Origin of the sequence: Paraburkholderia atlantica (assembly GCF_000092885.1) — a bacterium.
Classification (GTDB): domain Bacteria; phylum Pseudomonadota; class Gammaproteobacteria; order Burkholderiales; family Burkholderiaceae; genus Paraburkholderia; species Paraburkholderia atlantica.
The window spans coordinates 283,637-305,014 of record NC_014118.1 but is presented as its reverse complement, the minus strand read 5'-3'; the positions used below and the strand labels follow the sequence as shown (position 1 = coordinate 305,014).

Here is a 21,378-nt window from a genome sequence, read left to right as displayed (position 1 = left end):
CGCGCGCCTTCTGCGCGTCAGGCGATGCCCGCCTCGGCAAGCCGCCGCGCCGCGTTGTACAGATGCGTCTGCGCGGCATTGCGCGCCGCCATCGGATCGCCGGCGCGAATCGCCGCGGCGATCGCCGCGTGCTCCTCGCGCACCTGCCGCGAGAAGTCCTCGCGCAGCGCCTCGTTGCGGCGCGTGACGACCGTGCCCGCTTCGAGATACTGGTTGAGGAACGTCAACGTCTTCAGGAAATACGGATTGCCCGTCGCAGCCGCGATCGCGCGATGAAACGCGACGTCTTCGGCGACGCCGTCTTCGCCATTGGCGACCGCGCGCTCAATCTGAGCGAGCGCGGCGTCGATCGCGGCCATGTCGGCATCGCTACGACGCATTGCGGCTTCCGACGCGACCTCGGCCTCGATCGCGCGGCGCAGCGCGAGAATCTGCACGACCGAGCCCGGCTCGACGGCTTCCGCGTAGTCGATCCGCAGCGGGCGGATCGTGCCGTGCCCAGCGACGAACACCCCACTGCCCTGGCGCGGCTCGACCACCCCCTCGTTCTTTAGCCGCGACAGCGCCTCGCGAATCACGGTGCGGCTCACGCCGAACTGTTGCGCGAGCACGGCCTCGGTCGGCAGCTTGGCGCCGCGCGCGAAGGTGCCCTTGTCGATCTGCTTCAGCAGTTGCTGCGCGACGGTGTCGCTCAAAGCGCGCGAGGGAATCTTGTCGAACATGGTGGATCGATTGGATCGATGGAATCGGGTGCCGCTAACTGGTCATGTTATGTGGTCATCATACAAATTTTGAGACGCGAATCGCATCCACGCAAACCCTGGGTTTTTTGCACGAATCGGCGTTATTTGGCGAAATAGAAGGCTTAAGCTATCGTCTCGCCTTTGCGCCGCAAACTAAGCGCGGCGCCGCATCGAAACGAACGGGCGTCGCGCGTCCTGCGCGCGCACTCTTTTGCAACCACGATCAAGGTCCATGAGCAAAGCCCTGCCGCCGTCTTCCGTCGCGCCCGCCAACGTCGAACCGGCTCCGGAGAAACCGGGCGACTCGTACGTGCAGTCTTTCGCGCGGGGCCTCGCGGTTATCCGCGCGTTCGACGCGACGCGCCCCGAACAGACGCTCACCGACGTCGCCGCGGCGACCGGCCTCACGCGCGCCGGCGCACGCCGGATTCTGCTGACGCTGCAAACGCTGGGCTACGTGGAAGCCGAGGGACGCCTGTTCCGTCTGACGCCGAAGATTCTCGACCTCGGCTTCGCGTATCTGACCTCGATGCCGTTCTGGAATCTCGCCGAACCGGTGATGGAGAGCCTGTCGGCACAGGTGCACGAAAGCTGCTCGGCGGCCGTGCTCGATCGCACCGAGATCGTCTACGTGCTGCGCGTGCCGACTCACAAGATCATGACGATCAACCTGTCGATCGGCAGCCGCCTGCCTGCGTACTGCACGTCGATGGGCCGCGTGCTGCTCGCCTCGCTCGACGAGGAAACGCTCGACGCGACGCTGAACTCGTCGCCGCTCTACGCGCACACGCCGCGCACCATCACCGACAAGGAAGAGTTGAAGAAGGTGATCGAGCAGGTGCGTCGCCAGGGGTGGGCGATCGTCGATCAGGAGCTCGAAGGCGGTTTGATCTCGCTGTCCGCGCCGATTCGCAATCGCCAGGGCCGCGTGATTGCGGCGATGAACATCAGCGGCAACGCGCAGCGCAATTCCGCCAAACAGATGGTGAAGGCGTTTCTGGAACCGCTACAGCAAGCCGCGCAGACGGTCTCGGAGATGGTCGCGCGGCGCGGCTGACGCATTCGGCTACCTGGCCGAGCGGCGTCGCGGTTCTGGCCGTGCGGGGATCAGCCGCCGAGCGCGCGCGTTTGCTGCGCGCGGCGGCATTTACTCTTATCGCTCACTGCGCGAGATAGCGCTCCACCAGCCGTGCCCAGAACGCCGCGCCGATCGGCAGGCTGCGGTCGTTGAAGTCGTAGTGCGGGTTGTGCACCATGCAGCCGTCCTCGCCGACGCCGTTGCCAATGCGCAGAAACGTGCCCGGCCGCTTCTGCAGCATGAATGCGAAGTCCTCGCTGCCCATCAGGATGTCGGTCTGCTCGACCACCTTGTCGTCGCCGACCAGCTCGCGCGCGACCTGCACCGCGAAATCCGTTTCGGCGTCCGTGTTGATGACGACCGGATAACCTTCGATGTACTCGACGTGCGCCTTGCCGCCATAGCTCGCGGCCTGCGACTCGGCCAGCTCCGTGATGCGCTGCTTCAGCAACTCACGCACTTCCGGGCTGAACGAGCGCACGCTCAGTTCGAGCCGCGCACTGCTCGAAATCACGTTGTTCGCGGTGCCCGCATGCATCGAGCCCACCGTCACCACCGCCGGCTGCGACGGATCGACATTGCGCGCGACGATCGTCTGCAGCGCCATCACGATGCTCGCGGCGACCACGACCGGATCGACGGTCAGATGCGGACGCGCCGCATGGCCGCCGACGCCTTCGACCGTGATGGTCGCCTTGTCCCCCGCCGACATGAACGGCCCCTTGCGAAACAGCAGCATGCCGGGCTCCGCGCCCGGATGGTTGTGCAGGCCGAACACGGCGTCGCACGGGAAGCGCTCGAACAGGCCGTCGTTGATCATCTTCAGCGCGCCGCTGTCGATGCCGCTTTCTTCGGCCGGCTGGAAATACAGATGCACGGTGCCCGAGAAATTGCGCGTGGCCGCGAGACGTTGCGCGGCGCCGAGCAGGATCGTCGTGTGACCATCATGGCCGCACGCGTGCATCTTGCCGTGGGTGCCGCTCGCGTACGGTAAGCCGGTCTGTTCGAGGATCGGCAGCGCGTCCATGTCCGCGCGAATGCCGATGCTGCTCTTACCGTCGCCCACTTTCAGCGTGCCGACCACGCCGGTCTTGCCGACCCCACGCGTGACCTGCCAGCCCCACTGTTCGAGTTTTTCCGCGACGAGCGCCGCGGTTCGCACTTCCTCGTATGCGAGCTCGGGATGGTGGTGAATGTGATGGCGAATCTCGCGCAGGCTCGCGGCGGCAGGTTCCAGATCGGACACTTCGGTCAAACGCGGGGTCTCGTTCATAGTTTGCATGGCTCCAGTGAGTAGCCTCGCACTATATCCATGTCGTTTTGTTCGAATAAGATGCTATTTTTTTCACCCTGATTAACAGCTCTTATATACGGGATTGCCCTGATGAAACCGCAGCAGTTGCAGGCTTTCGTCGCCGCCGCGCATCACCGCAGTCTGCGCGCCGCCGCGCGTGAGCTCGGCGTCACGCAGCCGGCCGTCACGCATACGATTCGCGAGCTGGAAAGCGCGCTCAATGCGGAACTGATGGTGCGCAGCGTGCGCGGCATCGAGCTGACCGCGTGCGGGCTCGCGCTGTTGCCGCGAGCCGAGCAGTTGCTAGGCGACATGCGCCGCACCGTCGAGGCCGTCGAGCAGGTGAAGGGCGAGCTGGCCGGCAAGGTCAGCGTCGGCACGATGCCATCGCTCGCGCTGACGGTGCTGCCGCACGCGGTATCGAGCTTTCGCGAGAAGATGCCGCTCGTGAGTCTGCATCTGGAGGAAGTGACGGTGCCCGATGCGCTCGCGCGTCTGCGCAACGGCACACTCGATCTCGCGGCGATCCATCACGTTCTGGCATTGGATAACGATCTGGTGCAGGTGCCGCTGTACTCGACGCAGTTCGTCGTCACGATGCGCGCCGGGCATCCGCTCGCGAACGTAACGCGTCTGTCCGAGCTGCTCGACGCCGAGTGGATCGTCACGGTCGGCGCCGATCACTTCCCGCACAGCGTGATGATGGCGATGTTCAGCACGCATGGTCTGCCGCTGCCGAAGCGGCTGCTGCGCGCGCCGTCGTCGTTTGCGGTGACGCTCCGCCTCGTATCGCAGACCGACGTGATCAGCTGCTTCACGCGGCCGCTCGCGCAGCGGGTCGCGCCGCTCGGCATTCGCGTCGCGCAGATCGAAGACGCGCTGCCGAACTACGATCTGAGCATCATCTCACGACGCGATCTGCTGCCGACGCCGGCCGTTCAGCAGTTCGTCGCATGTTTGCGGCAGGTCACGCGGGAGCGGATGGGAGACGTGCAGTAAAGGCCGCGTGGCTGCGTTACACGCTCACCTGCTCCTTGAGCACCGTGATCAACGCGTGCCCCGCTTCTTCGAGCGTGCCGGAGTTATCGATCGTCGTGCAGCGCACGCCGGCCGGCAACGCAAACGGCGCGCGCCGCGCGAGCCGTGCCGCGACCTGCTCCGACGATTCGCGCGCCCGCGCGCCGAGCCGCGCTTCGAGAATATGCGGCGCGGCGCTCACGTGCACCACTTCCGCGCGTGGATAGCGCGCGAGCGCATGCTGCAGGTACTGCCGCGAGCCGTTGACGACCACCGTGCAGCCGCGCGCCAGCCACGCATCGAGTTCGATGCCGATGCCATAGTGCAGCGAATGGCTCGACCATTCGAGCGCGAACAGGCCCAGCACCGAGCGCGCGGCGAACTCCTCGACGCTCAGTGCGACATGCACTTCGCCATGGCCGCTCGGCCGCGTGATGTAACGATGCGCGAACACGACCGGCTCGCCGGCGAGCCGTGTGCGCGCGAACTGCAGCAACGAATCCTTGCCTGCGCCAGACGGCCCCATCACATAGATCAAACGCCCATTCATTGGCTGCTTACCTCGTCTTGCTGCTCGTCGCTGCGATCGCCGTGTTGCGCGCCGTCGCTAAACGGCAGTGGCTGCCACAGCACGAACGGCTCGCCTGGCGCCGGCTCGACGAACAGCGCGGCCTGATCGACAGCCAGCGGCCCGAGCGCGGGCGTGCGCTCACGCCACCATGCGAGCAGCGTCGCGCGCTCGTCGGCATCGGCGAGCGAACTGGACAGCGTCATATGAAAACGGAACTCTTCGAACACGTACGGATAGCCCCATTGCAGCAGCAACGCACGTTGCCGTTCGCTGAGCGGCGCGGCGAGCCGGCGCTCGAGATCGGCCGCAGACGGTCGCGCGCGCAGCCCGTCTAGCGACTCCAGCGCGTTCGACGCGAGCTCGCAAATGCGCGTCTCGCCATCGGCATCGGCCGGTCGCAATGCGACGAAGTCTCCCAGCGTGGCCGCTTCCACCGGCAACGCGAACGGCTGCTGCGCGAGCGCCCACGCGCGCGCGGCCGCAAGTACGTCGTGCTGCGTGACGCCGGCGCCGCGCCGGAACGGGGCGATCAGCGTGCCATGCCAGCCATAGCGGCGCGGCGAGTCGGTCAACGCGGCAAGCGGGCGCGTCAGGCCAGGCGGCTGCGGCTGCGCGCAGCGCTCGCCGCTTCGCGCATCGCGGCCGAGCCATGTCGAGCCGGCCCGCCACCACGCCGATTCACACGACGGCGCGTAGTACAGCGCAAAGCGCGCGTCGTCACTCCATGCCGGGCCGCTCACAGGTCATGCTCCACGAGCAGTTGCACGCGGTCGGCCGCGAAATGCGTGAAGCCGTATTTGACCGGCGTGCCTTGCAGATCGACGTCGACGTTCTCGACCCATAGCACCGGCTGCTGACGGTTGATGTTGAGCCGCCGCGCGACCTCAGGCTCGGGCAGTACGCTGCCGATGCGGCTCCACTTGCGCAGATAATCGTCCACGCCGAATTCGGCCAGCGCCTTCGTCGTACCGCCGAGGCGTTCCACGACCTCCGGCAGCTCCGGAAAACGCGCGGCCGGAAACCAGCTGCGCGCGAACGTAAGCGGCACGCCGTCTGACTCGTTCAGCGATTCGATCCGATAGACTGCCGCGCCCGCGCGCAGACCCAGTGCCTTCGCGACGCTCGGCTCGGCTTTCACACGCGCGCCCGACAGCATCGTGCCGCCGGGCGAGTGATGTTGTTGACGCAGGTTTTCGGTGAAACGCGTACGACGGCCGATCGAATAGTCGATCGCGCCGGGCTGCACGAATGTGCCGCGCCCCTGCTCGACACTGACGAGGCCGAGCGCTGCGAGGCCGAGCATCGCGCGACGCACCGTGTGACGGTTGACGTCGAAACGCTTCGCCAACTCACCCTCGCTCGGCAGCCGCCCTTCTTCCCCGAATCCGCTCGCCGCAATCTCGGCGGCGAGAATCTGTTCGATCTGTCTCCAGACGGCCACGCCCGCGCCGCGTTCGAGCATCGTGGCTGGCGCCGCGCTGTCGTTCGATGTCATGGTGCTGTCATTCCCTTCGGTTCAAATGATCGCCATGACGTGCATTGTAGTGCCCAAGCCGTGATGGAAATATGAAACGTCCGCCGCGCACCACAGTCCAGACAACTATGCCTGTAAACGTCTAGACGTTTAGATGAATAGATGCTCCAATGTCCACTCGATGGATCGACAGGAAATCCGATGAGCCCGAGTTCCGTTCCGCCTTCTGCGCCGTTGCCCGCCGTGTCTTCGGCGGCGCGGCGCGCCTGGATGGCCGTGCTGGCCCGCACGCCGCGCGCCGACCTCGAAGCCGCGCTGCAGCGCGCGTTGCACGGTCAACCTACCCCTGCCTATGACTGGCTCCGCCCTCCTGAAATCGGCCTCGCGATGGTGCGGGGGCGCATCGGCGGCAGCGGCGATCCTTTCAATCTCGGCGAAGCGACGGTCACGCGCGCCACGCTGCGTCTGCATGCCAGCGGCGACGCCGAGGCCACCGTCGGCGTCGCCTGTCATCTGGGACGCGACCGCCGTCGCGCCGAACTTGCGGCGCTCGCCGATGCCTTGCTACAGATGCCCGAGCATCACGACAGCCTGCATCGTCAATTGATCGCGCCGTTCGCCGCGCAACAGAAGGCGCGGCGCGAGCAACAGCAGCAGGACGCCGCGGCGACGCGCGTCGAATTCTTCACGATGGTGCGAGGCGACTGATGGAACGTTCACCGATTGCGTTGTCCACGCTGACACCGGGTTTCGCGGACCCGGTCCACGACACCCAGGCCGTGTTTCGCACGCTGCTCGACGCGTTGTCGCGCCCCGGCACGATCGGCGTGATTCGTGATGTGCTGCCCGAGTTGCGCAACACGCCGGTCGAACCCGCCGCCTTCGCTGCGCTGCTGACGCTCTGCGACTACGCGACACCGGTCTGGCTCGCGCAGCCTGATACCGCGCTCGCGTCGGCGGTGCGTTTTCATACCGGCGCGCCGCTCGTCGATGCGCCCGGCGACGCCGCATTCGTCTATGTGCACGATGCCGACGCATTGCCGTCGCTCGAAAACTTCGCGCCCGGCAGCGCCGAGTCGCCCGAGCAATCGGCCACGCTGCTGATCCGCGTCGACGCGCTGACGGGCGGCGCACCGGTCACGCTGAGCGGCCCCGGCATTCTGGACACTCAAACGATTTCGCCGGTCGGTCTTCCCGCGCGGTTCTGGCAAGAACGCGCGATGCTCGCGCCGCTGTTTCCATGCGGCATCGACTGTTATCTGGTTTGCGGCCCGCGCGTGATCGGCCTGCCGCGCACAACTGAAGCGAAGGTGAACTGATGTACGTTGCCGTCAAAGGTGGAGAGCGCGCGATCGAAGCGTCGTGGCGCCTGCTCGACAAAGCGCGCCGCGGCGATAAGCAGATCGCCGAACTGAGCGTCGCGCAGATTCGGGAGCAGTTGCGGCTCGCGGTCGCGCGTGTGATGACCGAAGGCTCGGTCTACGACGAGGAGCTTGCCGCGCTCGCAATCAAGCAGGCGGCCGGCGATCTGGTCGAGGCGATCTTCCTGCTGCGCGCGTATCGCACCACGTTGCCGCGCTTCGGCTATACGCGCGCCATCGATACCGAAACGATGCAGGTCGAGCGGCGCATCTCGGCAACCTTCAAGGACGTGCCCGGCGGCCAGCTGCTCGGCGCGACCTACGACTACACGCAGCGTCTGCTCGATTTCGCGTTGCTCGCCGATGGCGACGACACGCGGCAGTACGTGACGCAAGCCAATGCGCCGGTTTCGCAAGAACCGACCGCGCAGGAAGCGATGCCGCGCGTCGTGTCGCTGCTCGACAAGGAAGGGCTGATCGAACAGGAGCGTCCAACACCGAATGGCGCGGAACCCGGCGATCTGTCGCGCGAACCGCTGGCGTTTCCGGCGAGCCGCGCGACGCGTCTGCAGAACCTCGCGCGTGGCGACGAAGGCTTTCTGCTCGCAATGGGCTATGCGACGCAACGCGGCTACGCGCACTCGCATCCGTTCGCGGGCGAGATCCGCTTCGGCACGATCGCGGTCGAAATGGACCTCGACGAACTCGGCGAAGCGGTCGACATCGGCGATATCGATGTCACCGAATGCCAGATGATCAACCAGTTCGCGGGCAGCAGCGCGGTGCCGCCCACCTTCACGCAGGGCTACGGTCTCGCGTTCGGCCACTCGGAGCGCAAGGCGATGGCGATGGCGCTGGTCGATCGCGCATTGCGTGCCGAAGAACTCGGCGAGACGCTCGCGTCGCCGACGCAGGACATCGAATTCATGTTGTCGCACAGCGATAACGTCGAGGCGTCGGGCTTCGTGCAGCATCTGAAGCTGCCGCATTACGTCGACTTCCAGGCGGAGCTGGAACTGGTGCGGCGCTTGCGCGCGCAGCACCACAGCAACGATGAAGCAGGCAACACTACCGACAAGGAGCTAGCAGCATGAACGCGCCCGACACCGCCGTTGCAAACACCTCATACGACAGCGCCGCACACGGCTACAACTTCGCGTATCTCGACGAGCAGACCAAGCGCATGCTGCGCCGCGCGCTGCTGAAGGCAGTCGCCGTGCCGGGCTACCAGGTGCCGTTCGCATCGCGCGAAATGCCCTTGCCGTACGGCTGGGGTACCGGCGGCATCCAGGTGACGGCCGCGATCATCGGCAAGACGGACACGCTGAAGGTCATCGATCAGGGCTCCGACGAAACCACCAATGCCGTCAATATCCGCCGCTTCTTCGCGCGCACCACCGGCGTGGCGACCACCCGGCACACGAGCGAGGCGACGATCATCCAGACGCGGCACCGGATTCCCGAAACGCCGCTGACCGAGCAGCAGATCCTCGTCTATCAGGTGCCGATGCCCGAGCCGCTGTTCCGGCTCGAACCGCGCGTCGCCGAATGCAAGAAGCTGCATGCGCTCGCCGATTACGGGCTGATCAGCGTGAAGCTGTACGAGGACATCGTGCATCACGCCAGCATCGCGACCACGTACGACTATCCGGTGATCGTCAATCATCGCTATCTGACATCGCCGTCGCCGATCCCGAAATTCGACAATCCGAAGATGCATATGAACGCCGCGCTGCAACTGTTCGGCGCGGGCCGCGAGCGCCGCATCCACGCGATTCCACCCTATACGCCGGTGCGCAGCCTCGACTTCGACGATCATCCGTTCGAAGTGCAGAAGTGGCAGCACGCGTGCGCGTTGTGCGGATCGAAGGAAAGCTTTCTCGACGAGATGATCGTCGACGACGCCGGCACGCGCATGTTCGTTTGTTCGGATAGCGACTACTGTCACGAGCGGCGCGGCGACGGCGAGATCGAACCGCAAGCAGCGCTGCCCCACGCCACGCGCGAAGGAGAATCCGCATGACGCCGCTTCTGAGCGCCCGCGCGCTGACCAAACAATATGGCGGCCGCAACGGTTGCCGCAACGTGAGCTTCGATCTGTATCCGGGCGAGGTGCTGTGCATCGTCGGCGAATCGGGCTCGGGCAAGACCACGCTGCTCAGCACGCTGGCGCTGAAGACCGAGGCCGATAGCGGCTCGCTGCACTACACCGCGTCGCACGGCGATTCACTCGATCTCCGCGCGCTGTCGGAGCCGCGCCGCCGTCTGCTGATGCGCACCGAATGGGGCTTCGTGCAGCAGAATCCGCGCGACGGCCTGCGCAGCGGCGTATCGGCCGGCGCCAATATCGGCGAGCCATTGATGGCGGTCGGCGCGCGCCACTACGGCGAGATTCGCCGCACGGCCACGCAATGGATGGAGCGCGTCGAACTCGATCCAATGCGCATCGACGAATTTCCCGCCGCGTTTTCGGGCGGCATGCAGCAACGTCTACAGATTGCGCGCAATCTCGTCACCGGTCCGCGTCTGGTGTTCATGGACGAACCGACCGCCGGTCTCGACGTGTCCGTGCAGGCGCGTCTGCTCGATCTGTTGCGCACGCTGACCTCGACGCTGCATCTGTCGGTGCTGATCGTCACGCACGACATCGGCGTCGCGCGTCTGCTCGCGCATCGGCTGATGGTGATGCAGGCGGGCGAAGTCGTCGAAGCGGGTCTGACCGACCAGGTGCTCGACGATCCGCAGCACCCTTATACGCAAACGCTGGTTTCCTCGGTTCTGCCGGTTTGAGGCTCACAATGCAATCCACTGCAGTAGTAACTGATGCGGGCAGCGCTGCACGTCACGGCGAGCGCGCTTTCGCCGACAACGCGGCGCTGATGCTGCGCGCCACCGGCATCGGCAAGACTTTCACGCTGCACGGCCAGGGCGGTGCGCGGATCGACGCGCTCGCGAACGTATCGCTCGAAGTCGAGCGCGGTGAGTGCGTGGTGCTGGTCGGACCGTCGGGCGCGGGCAAAAGCACGCTGCTGCGCTGTCTGTACGGCAACTATCTGGCGAGCACCGGCTCGATCGCGATTCGCGACACCAGCGATCAGGGCCGGCCCGTCACGATCACGGGCGCCGAACCGCGTGACGTGCTGCGTCTGCGCCGAAGCGTAGTCGGCTATGTGAGCCAGTTTTTGCGCGTGATTCCGCGCGTGCCGACGCTTGCGCTCGTCGCCGAGCCGCTGGTGCTGCACGGCATCGCGGAACCCGAGGCAAATGCGCGCGCCGCTGAATTGCTCGCGCGGCTCAACGTGCCGGAACGTCTGTGGTCGCTCGCGCCCGCGACGTTTTCGGGCGGCGAGCAGCAGCGCGTGAACATCGCGCGAGGTTTGATCGCCGAACATCCGCTGTTGCTGCTCGACGAACCGACCGCTTCTCTCGATGCCGAAAATCGCGACGTTGTGGCCGATCTGATCGTCGAGGCGCGCGAGCGCGGCGCGGCGATCGTTGGTATCTTTCACGACGAAGAGACTCGCAACAAGGTCGCGACGCGCCGCCTGGAACTGCGGCCGCCGCTGCGCCACTAAATTGACACCAGTCCCGACTGACTACGGAGCAAGTCGATGTTGATCAGCAACGCTCGCATCGTGACGCGAGACGAAGAATTCATTGGCACCGTGCGCGTGGAAGACGGCGTGATTCGCGACGTCGAACGCGGTGCGGGTTCGGCGCGCAACGCCGAGGACTGGGACGGCGATTATCTGCTGCCCGGTCTGATCGAACTGCATACGGATAATCTCGAGAAGCACCTCGTGCCGCGTCCCGGCGTCGAATGGAATACCGACGCGGCCTTCGTAATCCACGACGCGCAGGTGGCCGCCGCCGGCATCACGACGGTATTCGACGCGCTCGCGATCGGCTCGCGCTCCAGCGTTGGGCTGCGTAACCGCCACGTGCAAACGCAATGCGCCGAGTCGCTGCTGCGGCTGTCCACGCGTCGATTGCTGCGCGCCGAACACTTTCTGCATCTGCGCTGCGAGATCGCGACCGCCGACGTGCTCGAGGTATTCGATTCGCTGTGCGCGCATCCGCTGTTGCGGCTCGCGTCGGTGATGGACCATACGCCGGGGCAGCGCCAATGGCACGACCGCGAGCAATGGCGCCGCTTCCAGGAGCGCAACGGCAAGATGAGCGACGAGCGTGTCGCGAGCACGCTCGCCGAACTCGCGGTCGAACAGGAGCGTTACGCGGACGAGCATCGCCGCGAGATCGTCGCGCGGTGCCGGCGCCTCGGCATTCCGGTCGCGAGCCACGACGACACGTTGATCGAGCACGTCGAACAGGCGAAGGCCGAGGGCATCGTGCTGGCTGAATTCCCAACCACGCGCATCGCCGCGCAGGCCGCGCGCGAGCACGGCATCGCGACCATCATGGGCGCACCGAACATCGTGAGGGGCGGCTCGCATTCGGGCAACGTGTCGGCGCTCGAACTCGCGCGCGCCGATCTGCTCGATATTCTGTCGTCGGATTACGTGCCGTCGAGCTTGCTGACCGCGGTGTTCGATCTCGTCGAAAAAGCGGGCTGGTCGCTGCCGCGCGCGATGGCAACGGTCTCGGCCGAACCGGCGCGCACCGCAGGTCTCACGGACCGCGGCGCGATCGAGCCGGGCTTGCGTGCGGATCTCGTGCGCGTGACGATGCTCGACAGGCTGCCGGTGCCGCGCGCGACTTATCGCGGCGGGGTGCGGATCGTCTGAGTGGGCTGGCAGGTTGCAGCAAAAAGGCGCACGCGGCGCAATCGCGGCGTGGCAATAGAAAACGCTCAGCGGCGCGGATAACACCGCATCACGCGGTGGGCTCCGCCTCGCGCCCCTCGGTCGCATCGCGCGCGGCGTGCGCCTGGGCGAGCCGGGCCTGCTCGGCCTGTTCGTGGAGCCGCATGGCAAGCAGATCCTGATAGCGCAGATACCCGCAACGGCCACCCGATTTCGCCGCATACATCGCGGCATCGGCGTTCAGCAGCAGTTCCTCGGCATTGCCGCTGTCGTGCGGGAACTCGCTGATGCCGATGCTCGCGCCGACCGTCATGCTATTGCCGTCGACGCTCAGCGTTTTGTTCAGCGCATCCATGATGCGCTCGGCGATTTCGGGCGTGACCTCGGCCGCGCGCCGCCCTTCGATCAGCACGATGAATTCGTCGCCGCCGAGCCTGGCGACCACGTCCCCGGCATACAGCACGTCCTTCAGACGGCGCGCGACCGCGACCAGCACCTTGTCGCCAACGGAGTGACCGAACTGATCGTTGATCTGCTTGAAGCGGTCGAGGTCGACGAACAGCACCGCGAGGCCTTCGCGGCGGAACCTTGCCTCCTCGATCGCGTTCTCGAGCTTCTGCATGAATAGCATGCGGTTCGGCAAGCCGGTCAGCACGTCGTGCGAGGCCAGATGCACGAGCTCGCTCTGCTTGCTGTGCAGCGCATCCATCTGCGCGCGGATTTCACGACGCAAACGCTCGAAGCAGCGCGCGAGCACGCCGATTTCGTCGGTGCGTTTGAGCGGCAACGTGTGCATCGCGTGCTCGGCGAACAGATGCGTCGCCGCATACGCGAGCAGATGAAGCGGCTTGGTCAGCGCCCGCGCGAACAGAATTGCCAGCAGTAGCGACAAAGCGCTGAAGACCAGCACCATGCGGATGATCCGCGTGCCGAGCTGATTGGCGCCGCTCAGCACGTCCTCGAGCGGCTTCGCGAGACCGAGCACGATGAAGCGATTGCCCTCCGAACCGCCGAACGGCCGCCGCACGAACGCGAGCACGTGCCCTTCCGCCTCATCGGGCCTCGCGAGACCGTTGACGAGCACTTCGCTCTGCCGTTGCTCGAACAGCTGCCTCGTGACCGGAAAGCTGTCCTGCATCAGCACGCGCCGGCCGCGGTCGAAACCGAAGGTCTTCGACGCGTCGGGATGAACCAGGAAGTCGCCCCACTCGTTCGCCAGATAGACCTGATAGTCGCTCGGCAGATCGCTCTGCAAACGCCGCAGCATGCCGGCCAGATCGATGTCGATGACGACGACGCCGACCACCGTGCCGCGCGCATCCGCGATCGGCGTGCCGAGACGCAGCGTCGGCCTGCCTTGCGCCGCATGCGTGCCGTATTCGTGATTGACCGAAATCGGCGATGTGTAGATGCGGCCCGGCGAAAACGCGAGCGTTTCGAATACGTAGGGAAACTGAGCTTTCTCCTGCAGATCGTCGCCCTGTACGCGCACGAGACCGTCGCTGTCGCGATCGAATCGGATCAGCTCGAGCCCGTGATGCTGCCGCGTGATCAGCCGCACCTGCAGATACTCCGCGTGGTGCAGCATGAAGCTCGAATACACCTGCGCGAGCCGCTCGCGGCCGAGGTTCGGGCCGATGCCGTCGTCGGTCTGCGCGACGCTCACCGACGACGGCATCGTCGCGAGCACCAGCGCGTCCGCCGCGACGTCGTCGATCGATACGGCAATGCGCTGGCCGAGCAGCTCCGTCGAAGTCTGCAGGCTGTGCTCGGCTTCGTTGACCAGCATCGTGCGATTCGCGCGATACGCGTAATAGCCGGTCGCGCCCGACGCCAGCACGCCGATGCACGCGAGCAGCACGGATAGCTTGAAGGTCAGGCCGCGATGCAGCATCAGAAGCGCTCCGAACGGTCGCCCGACACGATGCGCGTCCACAACTGCTCACGGCGGTCGATATCCTCGACCGGACTGATCCAGACGATGTGCGCGTTGGGGTTGCCTTCGGCCGGCTCGGTCAGCGTATTCGCGAGGCCCTGGCGCTGTGTCAGCAACGCGCTCACGCTCGGCTCGAGCATGTAGTTGATCCACGCGAGCGCGAGCGGCTGGTCGCTCGCCGCGCGCGTCATCGACCAGCAGTCGAGCCACGCGAGCGCGCCTTCGTCCGGAATCACATAGCCGACGTCGGCGCCCGCGCGCCGCAGCAACTGCACCTGCTGCGTGCCGTAGTTGCCGAACATCAGCGCGACCTTGTGCTGGATGAAGAAAGCGGTCGCCTCCTCGGGCAGCGTGTAGTAGGTCAGCAGATTGCGGCGCAGATCGACGAGCTTGTGCGCGATCCTGCGCATCTGCGCGGGGTCGAGCTGAAACGGATGCGGATACCCGAGCGCGAGCGCGGTAAACGAGAAATTGTGCTGCGCGCTATTGAAGTCGAGCACCTTGCCACGATAGCGCGGGTTCCACAGTTCGAGCATCGAATGCGGCGCCACCGGAATCTGCTTGCGATCGTAGATGAGGCCCATCGACGAATAGGTGAACGGAATCGCGTACACCTTGCCCGCCGACGTCAGGCCGCCGATCGAGCCGAGCGCCTGGAAACGCGGCAACTGCTTCTTCGTATTGGGCAGACTCGCGAGATCGAGCGGCGCAAGCAGATTAGCCTGCGTATAGCGGCGGATTTCGGCGGTGTTGGCGGCGAGTACGTCGAACGGCGGCGCGCCCTTGCTGTGCATCTGCGCCCACAGTGCTTCGTCGGAATCGACGAGCGTGACCTCGACCTTCACGCCGTAGCGCGCTTCGAACGCCTTCACGACATCCGGGTCCGCGTAGCCGGGCCATGCGAGTACGTGCAGCAGTTTGTCGGCGGCCGCGGCGGGCGTGGCCGCGGCGAAACCCGCGCACAGCAGTGCGCCGGTCAGAACGCGCAACGTGCGGGGCAAAACGTCGCACCAAAATCCCGATACGCCAATCGATGTAAATCCCGATGTAATTCCCGACAAAAAGCCAACAAAAAAACGGCGCTGCAATAATGCCGCGCGAACCGGCGCACCGACGCTCGCGATTTGTCGCTTAAAAGTCTGTTTACAACAGCCTGTTTGATTCGCCGTGAACGACATCGTGCGCATGAATAACACCGTTGTGCAGAAAGGCCTTTTGATCTTGCGCAAACGCGCGGCATTTGAATCTTGACGGCTGTCCGACGATTTCCTTCGGTGCGATCCGCGCCTGCGCGGGCGGTCGGCGTCCTACGCAGGGAGCATCGATGATAGCGCCAAAAGCCTTGGTTTTTGCACAGGCTCGAAACGAGCCGCGCAAAAATATCGACGCTGGTAATAACGTGTAAGCCAATGGTCTCGAGACCGCTGTTAAATAACGGCAAATTCAGCTGCGAGCTTTAACGATCCGTCCACGTTTCAAACCCGCGTTTCAAACTGCTTGTCGGTGAACTCGCGAGAAAACCGTCGTAAAAACCAGTCGAATACGCTCACCGGCCCACCGTATTACCGCTCGCGTATTGGACCCGCGTTCCGCAAACCCCACCAACGGTGTACGATCCGGTCACATCGGCTTGGGGCGAAAGCGTCGCTCTAGAGGGCCTCCTTCTGCGCCATCCGGTGTTTTACTAGCTTCCCAATATTTTTGAACTGATAAGCTTGGCGCGCGTTGCAGGCCACCCCGGCTTGCATCCTGACCGGAAGCCCGTTTGCGAGTCGCGCCGGGCGTCCCAAGGCGGCACAACCGCCGAGGGCGAAATTGAACTACACCGAGGAGTAAAAATAGTGAAGAAACTGCTAGCGGCTTTGACGGTTGCTTTGATCGCCACCGTCTCCATTGGCGCACACGCTAAAGATTGGTCGACGATCCGTTTTGGCGTTGATGCCAGCTATCCCCCGTTCGAGTCGAAAGGCGCGGACGGCAAGCTCGTTGGCTTCGATATCGACCTCGGCAACGAAATTTGCAAGCGCGTCGGTGCGAAGTGCGTGTGGGTGGAAAACGACTTCGACGGCATGATCCCGGCACTGAAGGCGAAGAAGTTCGACGGCGTGCTGTCGTCGATGTCGATGACGCCGCAACGCGCCGAACAGGTCGCCTTCTCGTCGAAGCTGTTCAACACGCCGACGCGCCTCGTTGCGAAACAGGGTTCGGGCATCCTGCCGACCGCTGAATCACTGAAGGGCAAGTCGGTTGGCGTCGAACAGGGCACGATCCAGGAAACCTACGCGAAGACCTACTGGGAGCCGAAGGGCGCGAAAGTCGTGCCGTATCAGAACCAGGACCAGGTCTACGCCGACCTGATCTCGGGCCGTCTCGACGCAGCGCTGCAAGATGCGGTGCAGGCTGAGCAGGGCTTCCTGAAGACGCCGCGCGGTGCAGGCTTCGCGTTCGTCGGCCAGAACCTCGACGATCCGAAGATCCTCGGCAACGGCGCCGGCATCGGCATGCGCAAGGAAGACACCGATCTGAAGGCGAAGGTCGACAAGGCGATCGCCGACATGATCAAGGACGGCACCTACAAGAAGATCGAGAAGAAGTACTTCGACTTCGACGTGTACGGCAGCTAAATCGCCCACGCGCGCCGCACGGCGCGCCGGCAGCTTGTCCGAAACGGGCTCCGCGACGCGGAGCCCGTTTTGTTTTGCGGCTCCACATCTATCCACATGAAGCCACATGGTGCGGCATATCGGCTAAGATCGTGCAACACGCGGTCGCTGGGAGACAGGTGGCCGCGGTCCGCGCACGCGGACCTCGCGCGCAGCCAGCGCGCATTTTCCCCCTTGCAATCAATTACCTAGCGCGGCCGCTCCAAGCGGGCCGCGAAGCCAAAACCATGCAAACCCAGACCCATCCGCTGATTGCCCCGTCGCTTGGCACCGCCCGTGAACTGACGAGTTTCCACTACGGTCCCGGCGGCGGCCAGAAAATCTATATTCAGTCGTCGCTGCACGCGGACGAACTGCCCGGCATGCTGGTGTCGTGGTCGCTGCGCCGCAAGCTGGCCGCGCTCGAAGGCGCGGGCAAGCTGCGCGGCGAAGTCGTGGTCGTGCCGGTGCCGAATCCGATCGGCCTGAACCAGCATCTGCTCGGCCAGATGCTCGGGCGCTTCGAAACCGGCAGCGCGCAGAACTTCAACCGCAACTTCTACGACCTCGCGGAACTCGTGCTGCCGATCATCGAGTCGCGTCTGACCGGCGACATCGATGAGAACCGCGCCGCCATCCGCACGGCGATGCGCGAAGCGCTCGACGCGCAGCAGCCGACCACCGAACTCGGCTCGCAACGCCTCGCGCTGCAAAAACTCTCGTACGACGCCGACGTGGTGCTCGATCTGCATTGCGACTGGGAAGCCGCGATGCACCTGTATACGAATCCGGACCTGTGGCCCGAGGTGGAGCCGCTCGCGCGCTACATCGATGCGAAGGCGTCGCTGCTCGCGCTGAACTCGGTCGGCAATCCGTTCGACGAGATCCACAGCTTCTGCTGGTCGGATTTGCGCGGCCGTTTCGGCGAGCGCTTCCCGATCCCGAACGGCGGCATCTCGGTCACGATCGAACTGCGCGGCCAGCGCGACGTGTCGCACGAGTACGCGGAAAAGGACGCGCAGGCGATCATCGAGTATCTGACCTTGCGCGGCGTGGTCGACGGCGAGCCGGCGCCGCTGCCGCCGCTCGAATTCGCGGCCACGCCGCTCGCGGGCGCCGAGCCGCTCGTCGCGCCGATCAGCGGCGTGCTCGTGTATCGCTGCCCGGTCGGCACGTGGGTGGACGTGGGCCAGGAAATCGCCGACATCGTCGATCCGTTGACGGACCGCGTCGTCACGATCAAAAACACCGTGGCCGGCGTGCTTTACGCGCGGCATCTGGCGCGTTTCGCGACGGCCGGCCTCGAGTTCGCGCGCATCGCCGGCGCAACGCCGTTCCGCAGCGGCTCGTTGCTGAGCAACTGACAACTGACGCCAACGCCGCTGCGACCGCCGATGCCGCCGCAGCCGACGATGTAACTGAATTTTCACGCAACAGTTGAAGTAACCGATCGCCCGCCGCCCGGCGGGCGATTCGCTGCCACACGCCCCGCCTCGCTCCAGGGTCGATCGACCCGCCCCGCCCCCGCTACACCCGCCCCCGGTGCACACGCAAACTGTCGCGCCGACACGACAGCGTGGAAAAAATTTTTCACTGTCACATACCTTACTCAGCGTTCCCTTAAATTGCCGGCCATCGCGCGACGTTGCCGCAGAGCAGCGCGTCGCGATCGCCAAAATTCGCTAACTCGGAGAAGTATTTTGAACAAGAAGATCCTGACCGCCGCTACGTTTGCCGTCTTCGCCTCCGCCGCTCACGCACAAAGCAGCGTCACGCTGTACGGCGTGATCGACGCGGGTATCAGCTACGTGAACAACTCGAAAACGTCCACCGGCAATAGCAGCCTGACCAAGTACGACGACGGCGTCGCACAAGGCAGCCGTTGGGGCCTGCGCGGCACGGAAGACCTCGGCAACGGCCTGAAGGCGCTGTTCGTGTTGGAAAACGGCTTCAACAGCGGTAACGGCACCGCCGGCCAGGGCGGCGCGATGTTCGGCCGCCAGGCCTATGTCGGTGTGTCGCAGAACAACATCGGTTCGCTGACGTTCGGCCGCCAGTACTCGTTCTCGACCGACTACCTCGGCTCGAACTACTCGACCGGCGGTCTGACCGTCGCGGGTAACTACGCTTACCACATCAACGACGTCGACCAGCTCACGTCGAGCCGTATCAACAACTCGGTCAAGTTCAGCAGCGCGAACTTCTCGGGCCTGACCTTCGGCGCGATGTACGGCTTCTCGAACACGGCAGGCGGCTTTGCCGGCACGCCGGCTACGGGCACGTCGGCTGCACCGGTTGCGGGTTCGTCGCGCGCATACAGCTTCGGCGCGAACTACGCGAACGGCCCGTTCGGTATCGGCGCAGCGTACACGGACATCCGTTACCCGGGCCAGGCATCGCCGGCCTTCTCGACTTCGCTGGCTAACGTGAGCTTCCCGTCGCTCGGCACCGGCCAGATCCAGGATCTGCGCTCATTCGGCGTTGGCGGCCGCTACGCTTTCGGCCCGGCGACGCTGTGGGCCCTGTACACGAACACGCGCCTCGCGCCGATCTCGGGCGGCTCGACCACGTTCGCAGCCTACGAAGCAGGCGCGAAGTACGCGGTCACGCCGGCTATCACGGCAGGCGCGGGCTACACGTACATGCACCTGAGCGGCGCGAACGTCGGTCACTGGAACCAGGTGAATCTGAGCGGCGACTACGCGCTGTCGAAGCGCACGGACGTGTACGTGCTGGGCATCTATCAGATCGCGTCGGGTCACAACGCCGCAAGTGGCGACCTGCAGGCACAGATCGGTTCGAGCACGAGCTACTTCAACACGTCGGGCGTCGGCGCCGACAACCAGCTTGCGTTCCGCGTCGGTATGCGTCACAAGTTCTAAGCAGACGGTTCGCGGTGGGGAACATCTGTGTTCCCTGCCTGGCTGAATCGATGGGAAGCGCCCTACGGGGCGCTTTTTCTTTTGCGGCGCGAAATCAGTCGAGCAACGCCGGATTCTCGATCGCGCCCGTCAGCAATTCGACGCAAGCCCGCGCTTTGCCGTTTCGGCAACGATATCTGCCAAATATTGTAATTGTCTATAAATATCGTCCACCCCAACATCGGGTCACACGCTTCGATCCCGCGCCCGCGCCGCTAACGCGACACTGCCGGCGCGCCGCCAAATGCCGCCAGAGGACTTCGACATGAGCATGGACTCCGCCACCACCGCCGACGCGCTCGCGCGGCACACCTCGCGCTCGAGCGTATCGCGGCTGATCCTCGCGACCTCGATCGGCAACGCGCTGGAGTTCTACGATCTGGTCGTATACGGCTACTTCGCGGCCGTGCTGTCGCGTACTTTTTTTCCGGTGCACGACCGCACCGTGTCGCTGCTGCTCACGCTCGGCACCTTCGCGCTGTCGTATCTCGCGCGGCCGATCGGCGCGCTCGCGCTCGGCTCGTTCAGCGACCGCAAAGGCCGCAAGGCATCGCTGACGCTGTCGATTGCATTGATGACGCTCGGCACCGGCATGATCGCGCTGATGCCGTCGTATGCGGCGATCGGCGTGCTCGCGCCGATCGGCGTATTCGCGTCGCGGCTGTTGCAGGGATTCTCGGCGGGCGGCGAGTTCGGCAGTTCGACCGCGTTTCTGATCGAACATGCGCCGCAGCGCAAGGGCTTCATGGCGAGCTGGCAGTTCTCGAGCCAAGGCGCAAGCACGCTGCTGGCTTCGCTGTTCGGCGCGGTGTTGACGAGCACGCTGAGCACCGCGCAACTCGAAAGCTGGGGCTGGCGCATTCCGTTCCTGTTCGGCCTGCTGATCGGTCCGGTCGGGCTGTACATTCGCCGCCGCATCGACGAAACGCCCGAGTTCGAGCGCGCGGAAAAATCCGCCGCGCCGGTGCGCGAACTGCTCGCGATGCAAAAGGAACGGGTGCTCGTGTCGATCGGCGCACTCGTGCTGACCACCACGGCCAACTACATGCTGCTCTACATGCCGACCTATGCGGCGCGGCAGCTCGGGCTGGCGCCGTCGTCGGGCTTCATCGCGACGCTCGCGGCCGGTCTGATCATGATGGTGCTCACACCGATCGTCGGGCATCTGTCCGACAAGGTGGGCCGCGTGCGCATCATGCTCTGCGCCGGCGTGCTGTTCTTCGCGACCGTCTATCCGGCCTTCATGCTGATGAACGCGCATCCGTCGCTCGGCTCGTTGCTGGCCGCGGTCACGTGGGTCGCGATACTGAAGGCCACCTACTTCGCACCGATTCCGGCCTTGATGTCCGAGCTGTTCCCGACCCGCACGCGCACGACCGGCATGGCGTTCGGCTACAACATCGGCACCACCGTGTTCGGCGGCTTTACACCGCTCGCCGTCGCCGCGCTGATCGCGGCGACCGGCAATAACCTCGCACCCGGCCTCTATCTGATGCTCGCGGCCGTGCTCAGCCTTTTCACCGTGACGTGGGCACGCGTGCGGCTGCACGCACGCTGAGTCTCTGCCTCACGGGCTTC

The 21,378-nt window shown here is 65.0% G+C and carries 20 protein-coding genes; 13 read left to right on the top strand and 7 right to left on the bottom strand.

Annotated elements, in window-relative coordinates:
* Nucleotides 1-17 precede the first annotated feature (17 nt).
* A complete protein-coding gene (locus tag BC1002_RS17420) occupies nt 18-722 on the bottom strand; it encodes a FadR/GntR family transcriptional regulator (protein WP_013091312.1) in 705 nt (234 codons plus the stop codon).
* 253 nt (nt 723-975) lie between these two features.
* Here BC1002_RS17420 and BC1002_RS17415 point away from each other — a divergent pair, with 253 nt between their 5' ends.
* A complete protein-coding gene (locus tag BC1002_RS17415) occupies nt 976-1,800 on the top strand; it encodes an IclR family transcriptional regulator (protein ID WP_013091311.1) in 825 nt (274 codons plus the stop codon).
* 103 nt (nt 1,801-1,903) lie between these two features.
* Here the strand turns inward: BC1002_RS17415 and BC1002_RS17410 are convergent, their stop codons facing one another.
* The gene (locus tag BC1002_RS17410) at nt 1,904-3,094 is read right to left on the bottom strand and encodes a M20 aminoacylase family protein (RefSeq protein ID WP_013091310.1); all 1,191 of its coding nucleotides are present in this window, start codon (nt 3,092-3,094) and stop codon (nt 1,904-1,906) included.
* A 111-nt stretch (nt 3,095-3,205) separates the two neighbouring features.
* Here BC1002_RS17410 and BC1002_RS17405 point away from each other — a divergent pair, with 111 nt between their 5' ends.
* Nucleotides 3,206-4,114 (top strand): LysR family transcriptional regulator, encoded by a 909-nt coding sequence (locus BC1002_RS17405; RefSeq protein WP_013091309.1) that lies wholly within the window; start codon nt 3,206-3,208, stop codon nt 4,112-4,114.
* Nucleotides 4,115-4,130: 16 nt separating this feature from the next.
* Here the strand turns inward: BC1002_RS17405 and phnN are convergent, their stop codons facing one another.
* From phnN to phnF, 3 genes are read right to left on the bottom strand one after another with little or no spacing between them, the layout of a single operon-like run.
* Nucleotides 4,131-4,682, bottom strand: a complete 552-nt coding sequence (gene phnN / locus BC1002_RS17400) for a phosphonate metabolism protein/1,5-bisphosphokinase (PRPP-forming) PhnN (RefSeq protein WP_013091308.1) — start codon at nt 4,680-4,682, stop codon at nt 4,131-4,133.
* Complete coding sequence (locus tag BC1002_RS17395) at nt 4,679-5,443, bottom strand: DUF1045 domain-containing protein (RefSeq protein WP_013091307.1); 765 nt, start codon at nt 5,441-5,443, stop codon at nt 4,679-4,681. The genes phnN and BC1002_RS17395 overlap by 4 nt, the downstream gene beginning before the upstream one ends.
* Nucleotides 5,440-6,198 carry a phosphonate metabolism transcriptional regulator PhnF gene (gene phnF, locus BC1002_RS17390; RefSeq protein WP_013091306.1) on the bottom strand — a complete coding sequence of 253 codons (759 nt, stop codon included), beginning with the start codon at nt 6,196-6,198 and terminating at the stop codon, nt 5,440-5,442. Before phnF ends, BC1002_RS17395 begins: the two co-directional genes overlap by 4 nt.
* A 180-nt stretch (nt 6,199-6,378) precedes the next feature.
* Between phnF and phnG the strand changes: the two genes are divergently transcribed.
* Genes phnG through BC1002_RS17355 form a run of 7 tightly spaced genes read left to right on the top strand, consistent with a single transcriptional unit; the run spans nt 6,379 to nt 12,283 of the window.
* Nucleotides 6,379-6,885, top strand: a complete 507-nt coding sequence (gene phnG, locus BC1002_RS17385) for a phosphonate C-P lyase system protein PhnG (RefSeq protein WP_013091305.1) — start codon at nt 6,379-6,381, stop codon at nt 6,883-6,885.
* Nucleotides 6,885-7,496, top strand: coding sequence for a phosphonate C-P lyase system protein PhnH (gene phnH / locus BC1002_RS17380; RefSeq protein WP_013091304.1), 612 nt, complete (start codon nt 6,885-6,887; stop codon nt 7,494-7,496). Before phnG ends, phnH begins: the two co-directional genes overlap by 1 nt.
* Entirely contained in the window at nt 7,496-8,632 is a 1,137-nt protein-coding gene (locus BC1002_RS17375) for a carbon-phosphorus lyase complex subunit (RefSeq protein ID WP_013091303.1), read from the top strand. The genes phnH and BC1002_RS17375 overlap by 1 nt, the downstream gene beginning before the upstream one ends.
* Nucleotides 8,629-9,561, top strand: coding sequence for an alpha-D-ribose 1-methylphosphonate 5-phosphate C-P-lyase PhnJ (locus BC1002_RS17370; RefSeq protein ID WP_013091302.1), 933 nt, complete (start codon nt 8,629-8,631; stop codon nt 9,559-9,561). Before BC1002_RS17375 ends, BC1002_RS17370 begins: the two co-directional genes overlap by 4 nt.
* Entirely contained in the window at nt 9,558-10,328 is a 771-nt protein-coding gene (phnK, locus tag BC1002_RS17365) for a phosphonate C-P lyase system protein PhnK (protein ID WP_013091301.1), read from the top strand. The genes BC1002_RS17370 and phnK overlap by 4 nt, the downstream gene beginning before the upstream one ends.
* Nucleotides 10,329-10,336: 8 nt before the next feature.
* Nucleotides 10,337-11,113, top strand: coding sequence for a phosphonate C-P lyase system protein PhnL (gene phnL, locus BC1002_RS17360; RefSeq protein ID WP_013091300.1), 777 nt, complete (start codon nt 10,337-10,339; stop codon nt 11,111-11,113).
* A gap of 36 nt (nt 11,114-11,149) precedes the next feature.
* Nucleotides 11,150-12,283: an alpha-D-ribose 1-methylphosphonate 5-triphosphate diphosphatase gene (locus tag BC1002_RS17355; protein ID WP_013091299.1), complete on the top strand. Its 1,134-nt coding sequence runs from the start codon at nt 11,150-11,152 to the stop codon at nt 12,281-12,283.
* Nucleotides 12,284-12,371: 88 nt separating this feature from the next.
* Here the strand turns inward: BC1002_RS17355 and BC1002_RS17350 are convergent, their stop codons facing one another.
* Together BC1002_RS17350 and BC1002_RS17345 are read right to left on the bottom strand one after the other, a co-directional pair.
* Nucleotides 12,372-14,195 (bottom strand): GGDEF domain-containing protein, encoded by a 1,824-nt coding sequence (locus tag BC1002_RS17350; RefSeq protein WP_013091298.1) that lies wholly within the window; start codon nt 14,193-14,195, stop codon nt 12,372-12,374.
* Nucleotides 14,195-15,238, bottom strand: coding sequence for an extracellular solute-binding protein (locus tag BC1002_RS17345; RefSeq protein WP_041734916.1), 1,044 nt, complete (start codon nt 15,236-15,238; stop codon nt 14,195-14,197). The genes BC1002_RS17350 and BC1002_RS17345 overlap by 1 nt, the downstream gene beginning before the upstream one ends.
* An 840-nt stretch (nt 15,239-16,078) precedes the next feature.
* Here BC1002_RS17345 and BC1002_RS17340 point away from each other — a divergent pair.
* The 4 genes from BC1002_RS17340 to BC1002_RS17325 all read left to right on the top strand — a co-directional run bounded on the left by BC1002_RS17340 (nt 16,079) and on the right by BC1002_RS17325 (nt 21,358).
* Nucleotides 16,079-16,861, top strand: a complete 783-nt coding sequence (locus BC1002_RS17340) for an ABC transporter substrate-binding protein (protein ID WP_013091296.1) — start codon at nt 16,079-16,081, stop codon at nt 16,859-16,861.
* A 266-nt stretch (nt 16,862-17,127) separates the two neighbouring features.
* The gene (locus tag BC1002_RS17335) at nt 17,128-18,243 is read left to right on the top strand and encodes a succinylglutamate desuccinylase/aspartoacylase family protein (protein ID WP_013091295.1); all 1,116 of its coding nucleotides are present in this window, start codon (nt 17,128-17,130) and stop codon (nt 18,241-18,243) included.
* A 336-nt stretch (nt 18,244-18,579) separates the two neighbouring features.
* Nucleotides 18,580-19,761, top strand: coding sequence for a porin (locus BC1002_RS17330; protein ID WP_013091294.1), 1,182 nt, complete (start codon nt 18,580-18,582; stop codon nt 19,759-19,761).
* A gap of 304 nt (nt 19,762-20,065) precedes the next feature.
* Nucleotides 20,066-21,358, top strand: a complete 1,293-nt coding sequence (locus tag BC1002_RS17325; protein WP_013091293.1) for an MFS transporter — start codon at nt 20,066-20,068, stop codon at nt 21,356-21,358.
* The last annotated feature ends 20 nt before the right edge of the window (nt 21,359-21,378 follow it).

Coding starts and splice junctions, on each gene's coding strand:
- BC1002_RS17370 (WP_013091302.1), top strand. CDS start 8,629: ATGAACGCGCCCGACACCGCCGTTGCAAACACCTCATACGACAGCGCC.
- phnG (WP_013091305.1), top strand. CDS start 6,379: ATGAGCCCGAGTTCCGTTCCGCCTTCTGCGCCGTTGCCCGCCGTGTCT.
- phnK (WP_013091301.1), top strand. CDS start 9,558: ATGACGCCGCTTCTGAGCGCCCGCGCGCTGACCAAACAATATGGCGGC.
- BC1002_RS17405 (WP_013091309.1), top strand. CDS start 3,206: ATGAAACCGCAGCAGTTGCAGGCTTTCGTCGCCGCCGCGCATCACCGC.
- BC1002_RS17335 (WP_013091295.1), top strand. CDS start 17,128: ATGCAAACCCAGACCCATCCGCTGATTGCCCCGTCGCTTGGCACCGCC.
- BC1002_RS17355 (WP_013091299.1), top strand. CDS start 11,150: ATGTTGATCAGCAACGCTCGCATCGTGACGCGAGACGAAGAATTCATT.
- BC1002_RS17350 (WP_013091298.1), bottom strand. CDS start 14,195: ATGCTGCATCGCGGCCTGACCTTCAAGCTATCCGTGCTGCTCGCGTGC.
- BC1002_RS17325 (WP_013091293.1), top strand. CDS start 20,066: ATGAGCATGGACTCCGCCACCACCGCCGACGCGCTCGCGCGGCACACC.
- BC1002_RS17410 (WP_013091310.1), bottom strand. CDS start 3,094: ATGAACGAGACCCCGCGTTTGACCGAAGTGTCCGATCTGGAACCTGCC.
- BC1002_RS17420 (WP_013091312.1), bottom strand. CDS start 722: ATGTTCGACAAGATTCCCTCGCGCGCTTTGAGCGACACCGTCGCGCAG.
- phnF (WP_013091306.1), bottom strand. CDS start 6,198: ATGACATCGAACGACAGCGCGGCGCCAGCCACGATGCTCGAACGCGGC.
- BC1002_RS17375 (WP_013091303.1), top strand. CDS start 7,496: ATGTACGTTGCCGTCAAAGGTGGAGAGCGCGCGATCGAAGCGTCGTGG.
- phnH (WP_013091304.1), top strand. CDS start 6,885: ATGGAACGTTCACCGATTGCGTTGTCCACGCTGACACCGGGTTTCGCG.
- phnN (WP_013091308.1), bottom strand. CDS start 4,682: ATGAATGGGCGTTTGATCTATGTGATGGGGCCGTCTGGCGCAGGCAAG.
- BC1002_RS17415 (WP_013091311.1), top strand. CDS start 976: ATGAGCAAAGCCCTGCCGCCGTCTTCCGTCGCGCCCGCCAACGTCGAA.
- phnL (WP_013091300.1), top strand. CDS start 10,337: ATGCAATCCACTGCAGTAGTAACTGATGCGGGCAGCGCTGCACGTCAC.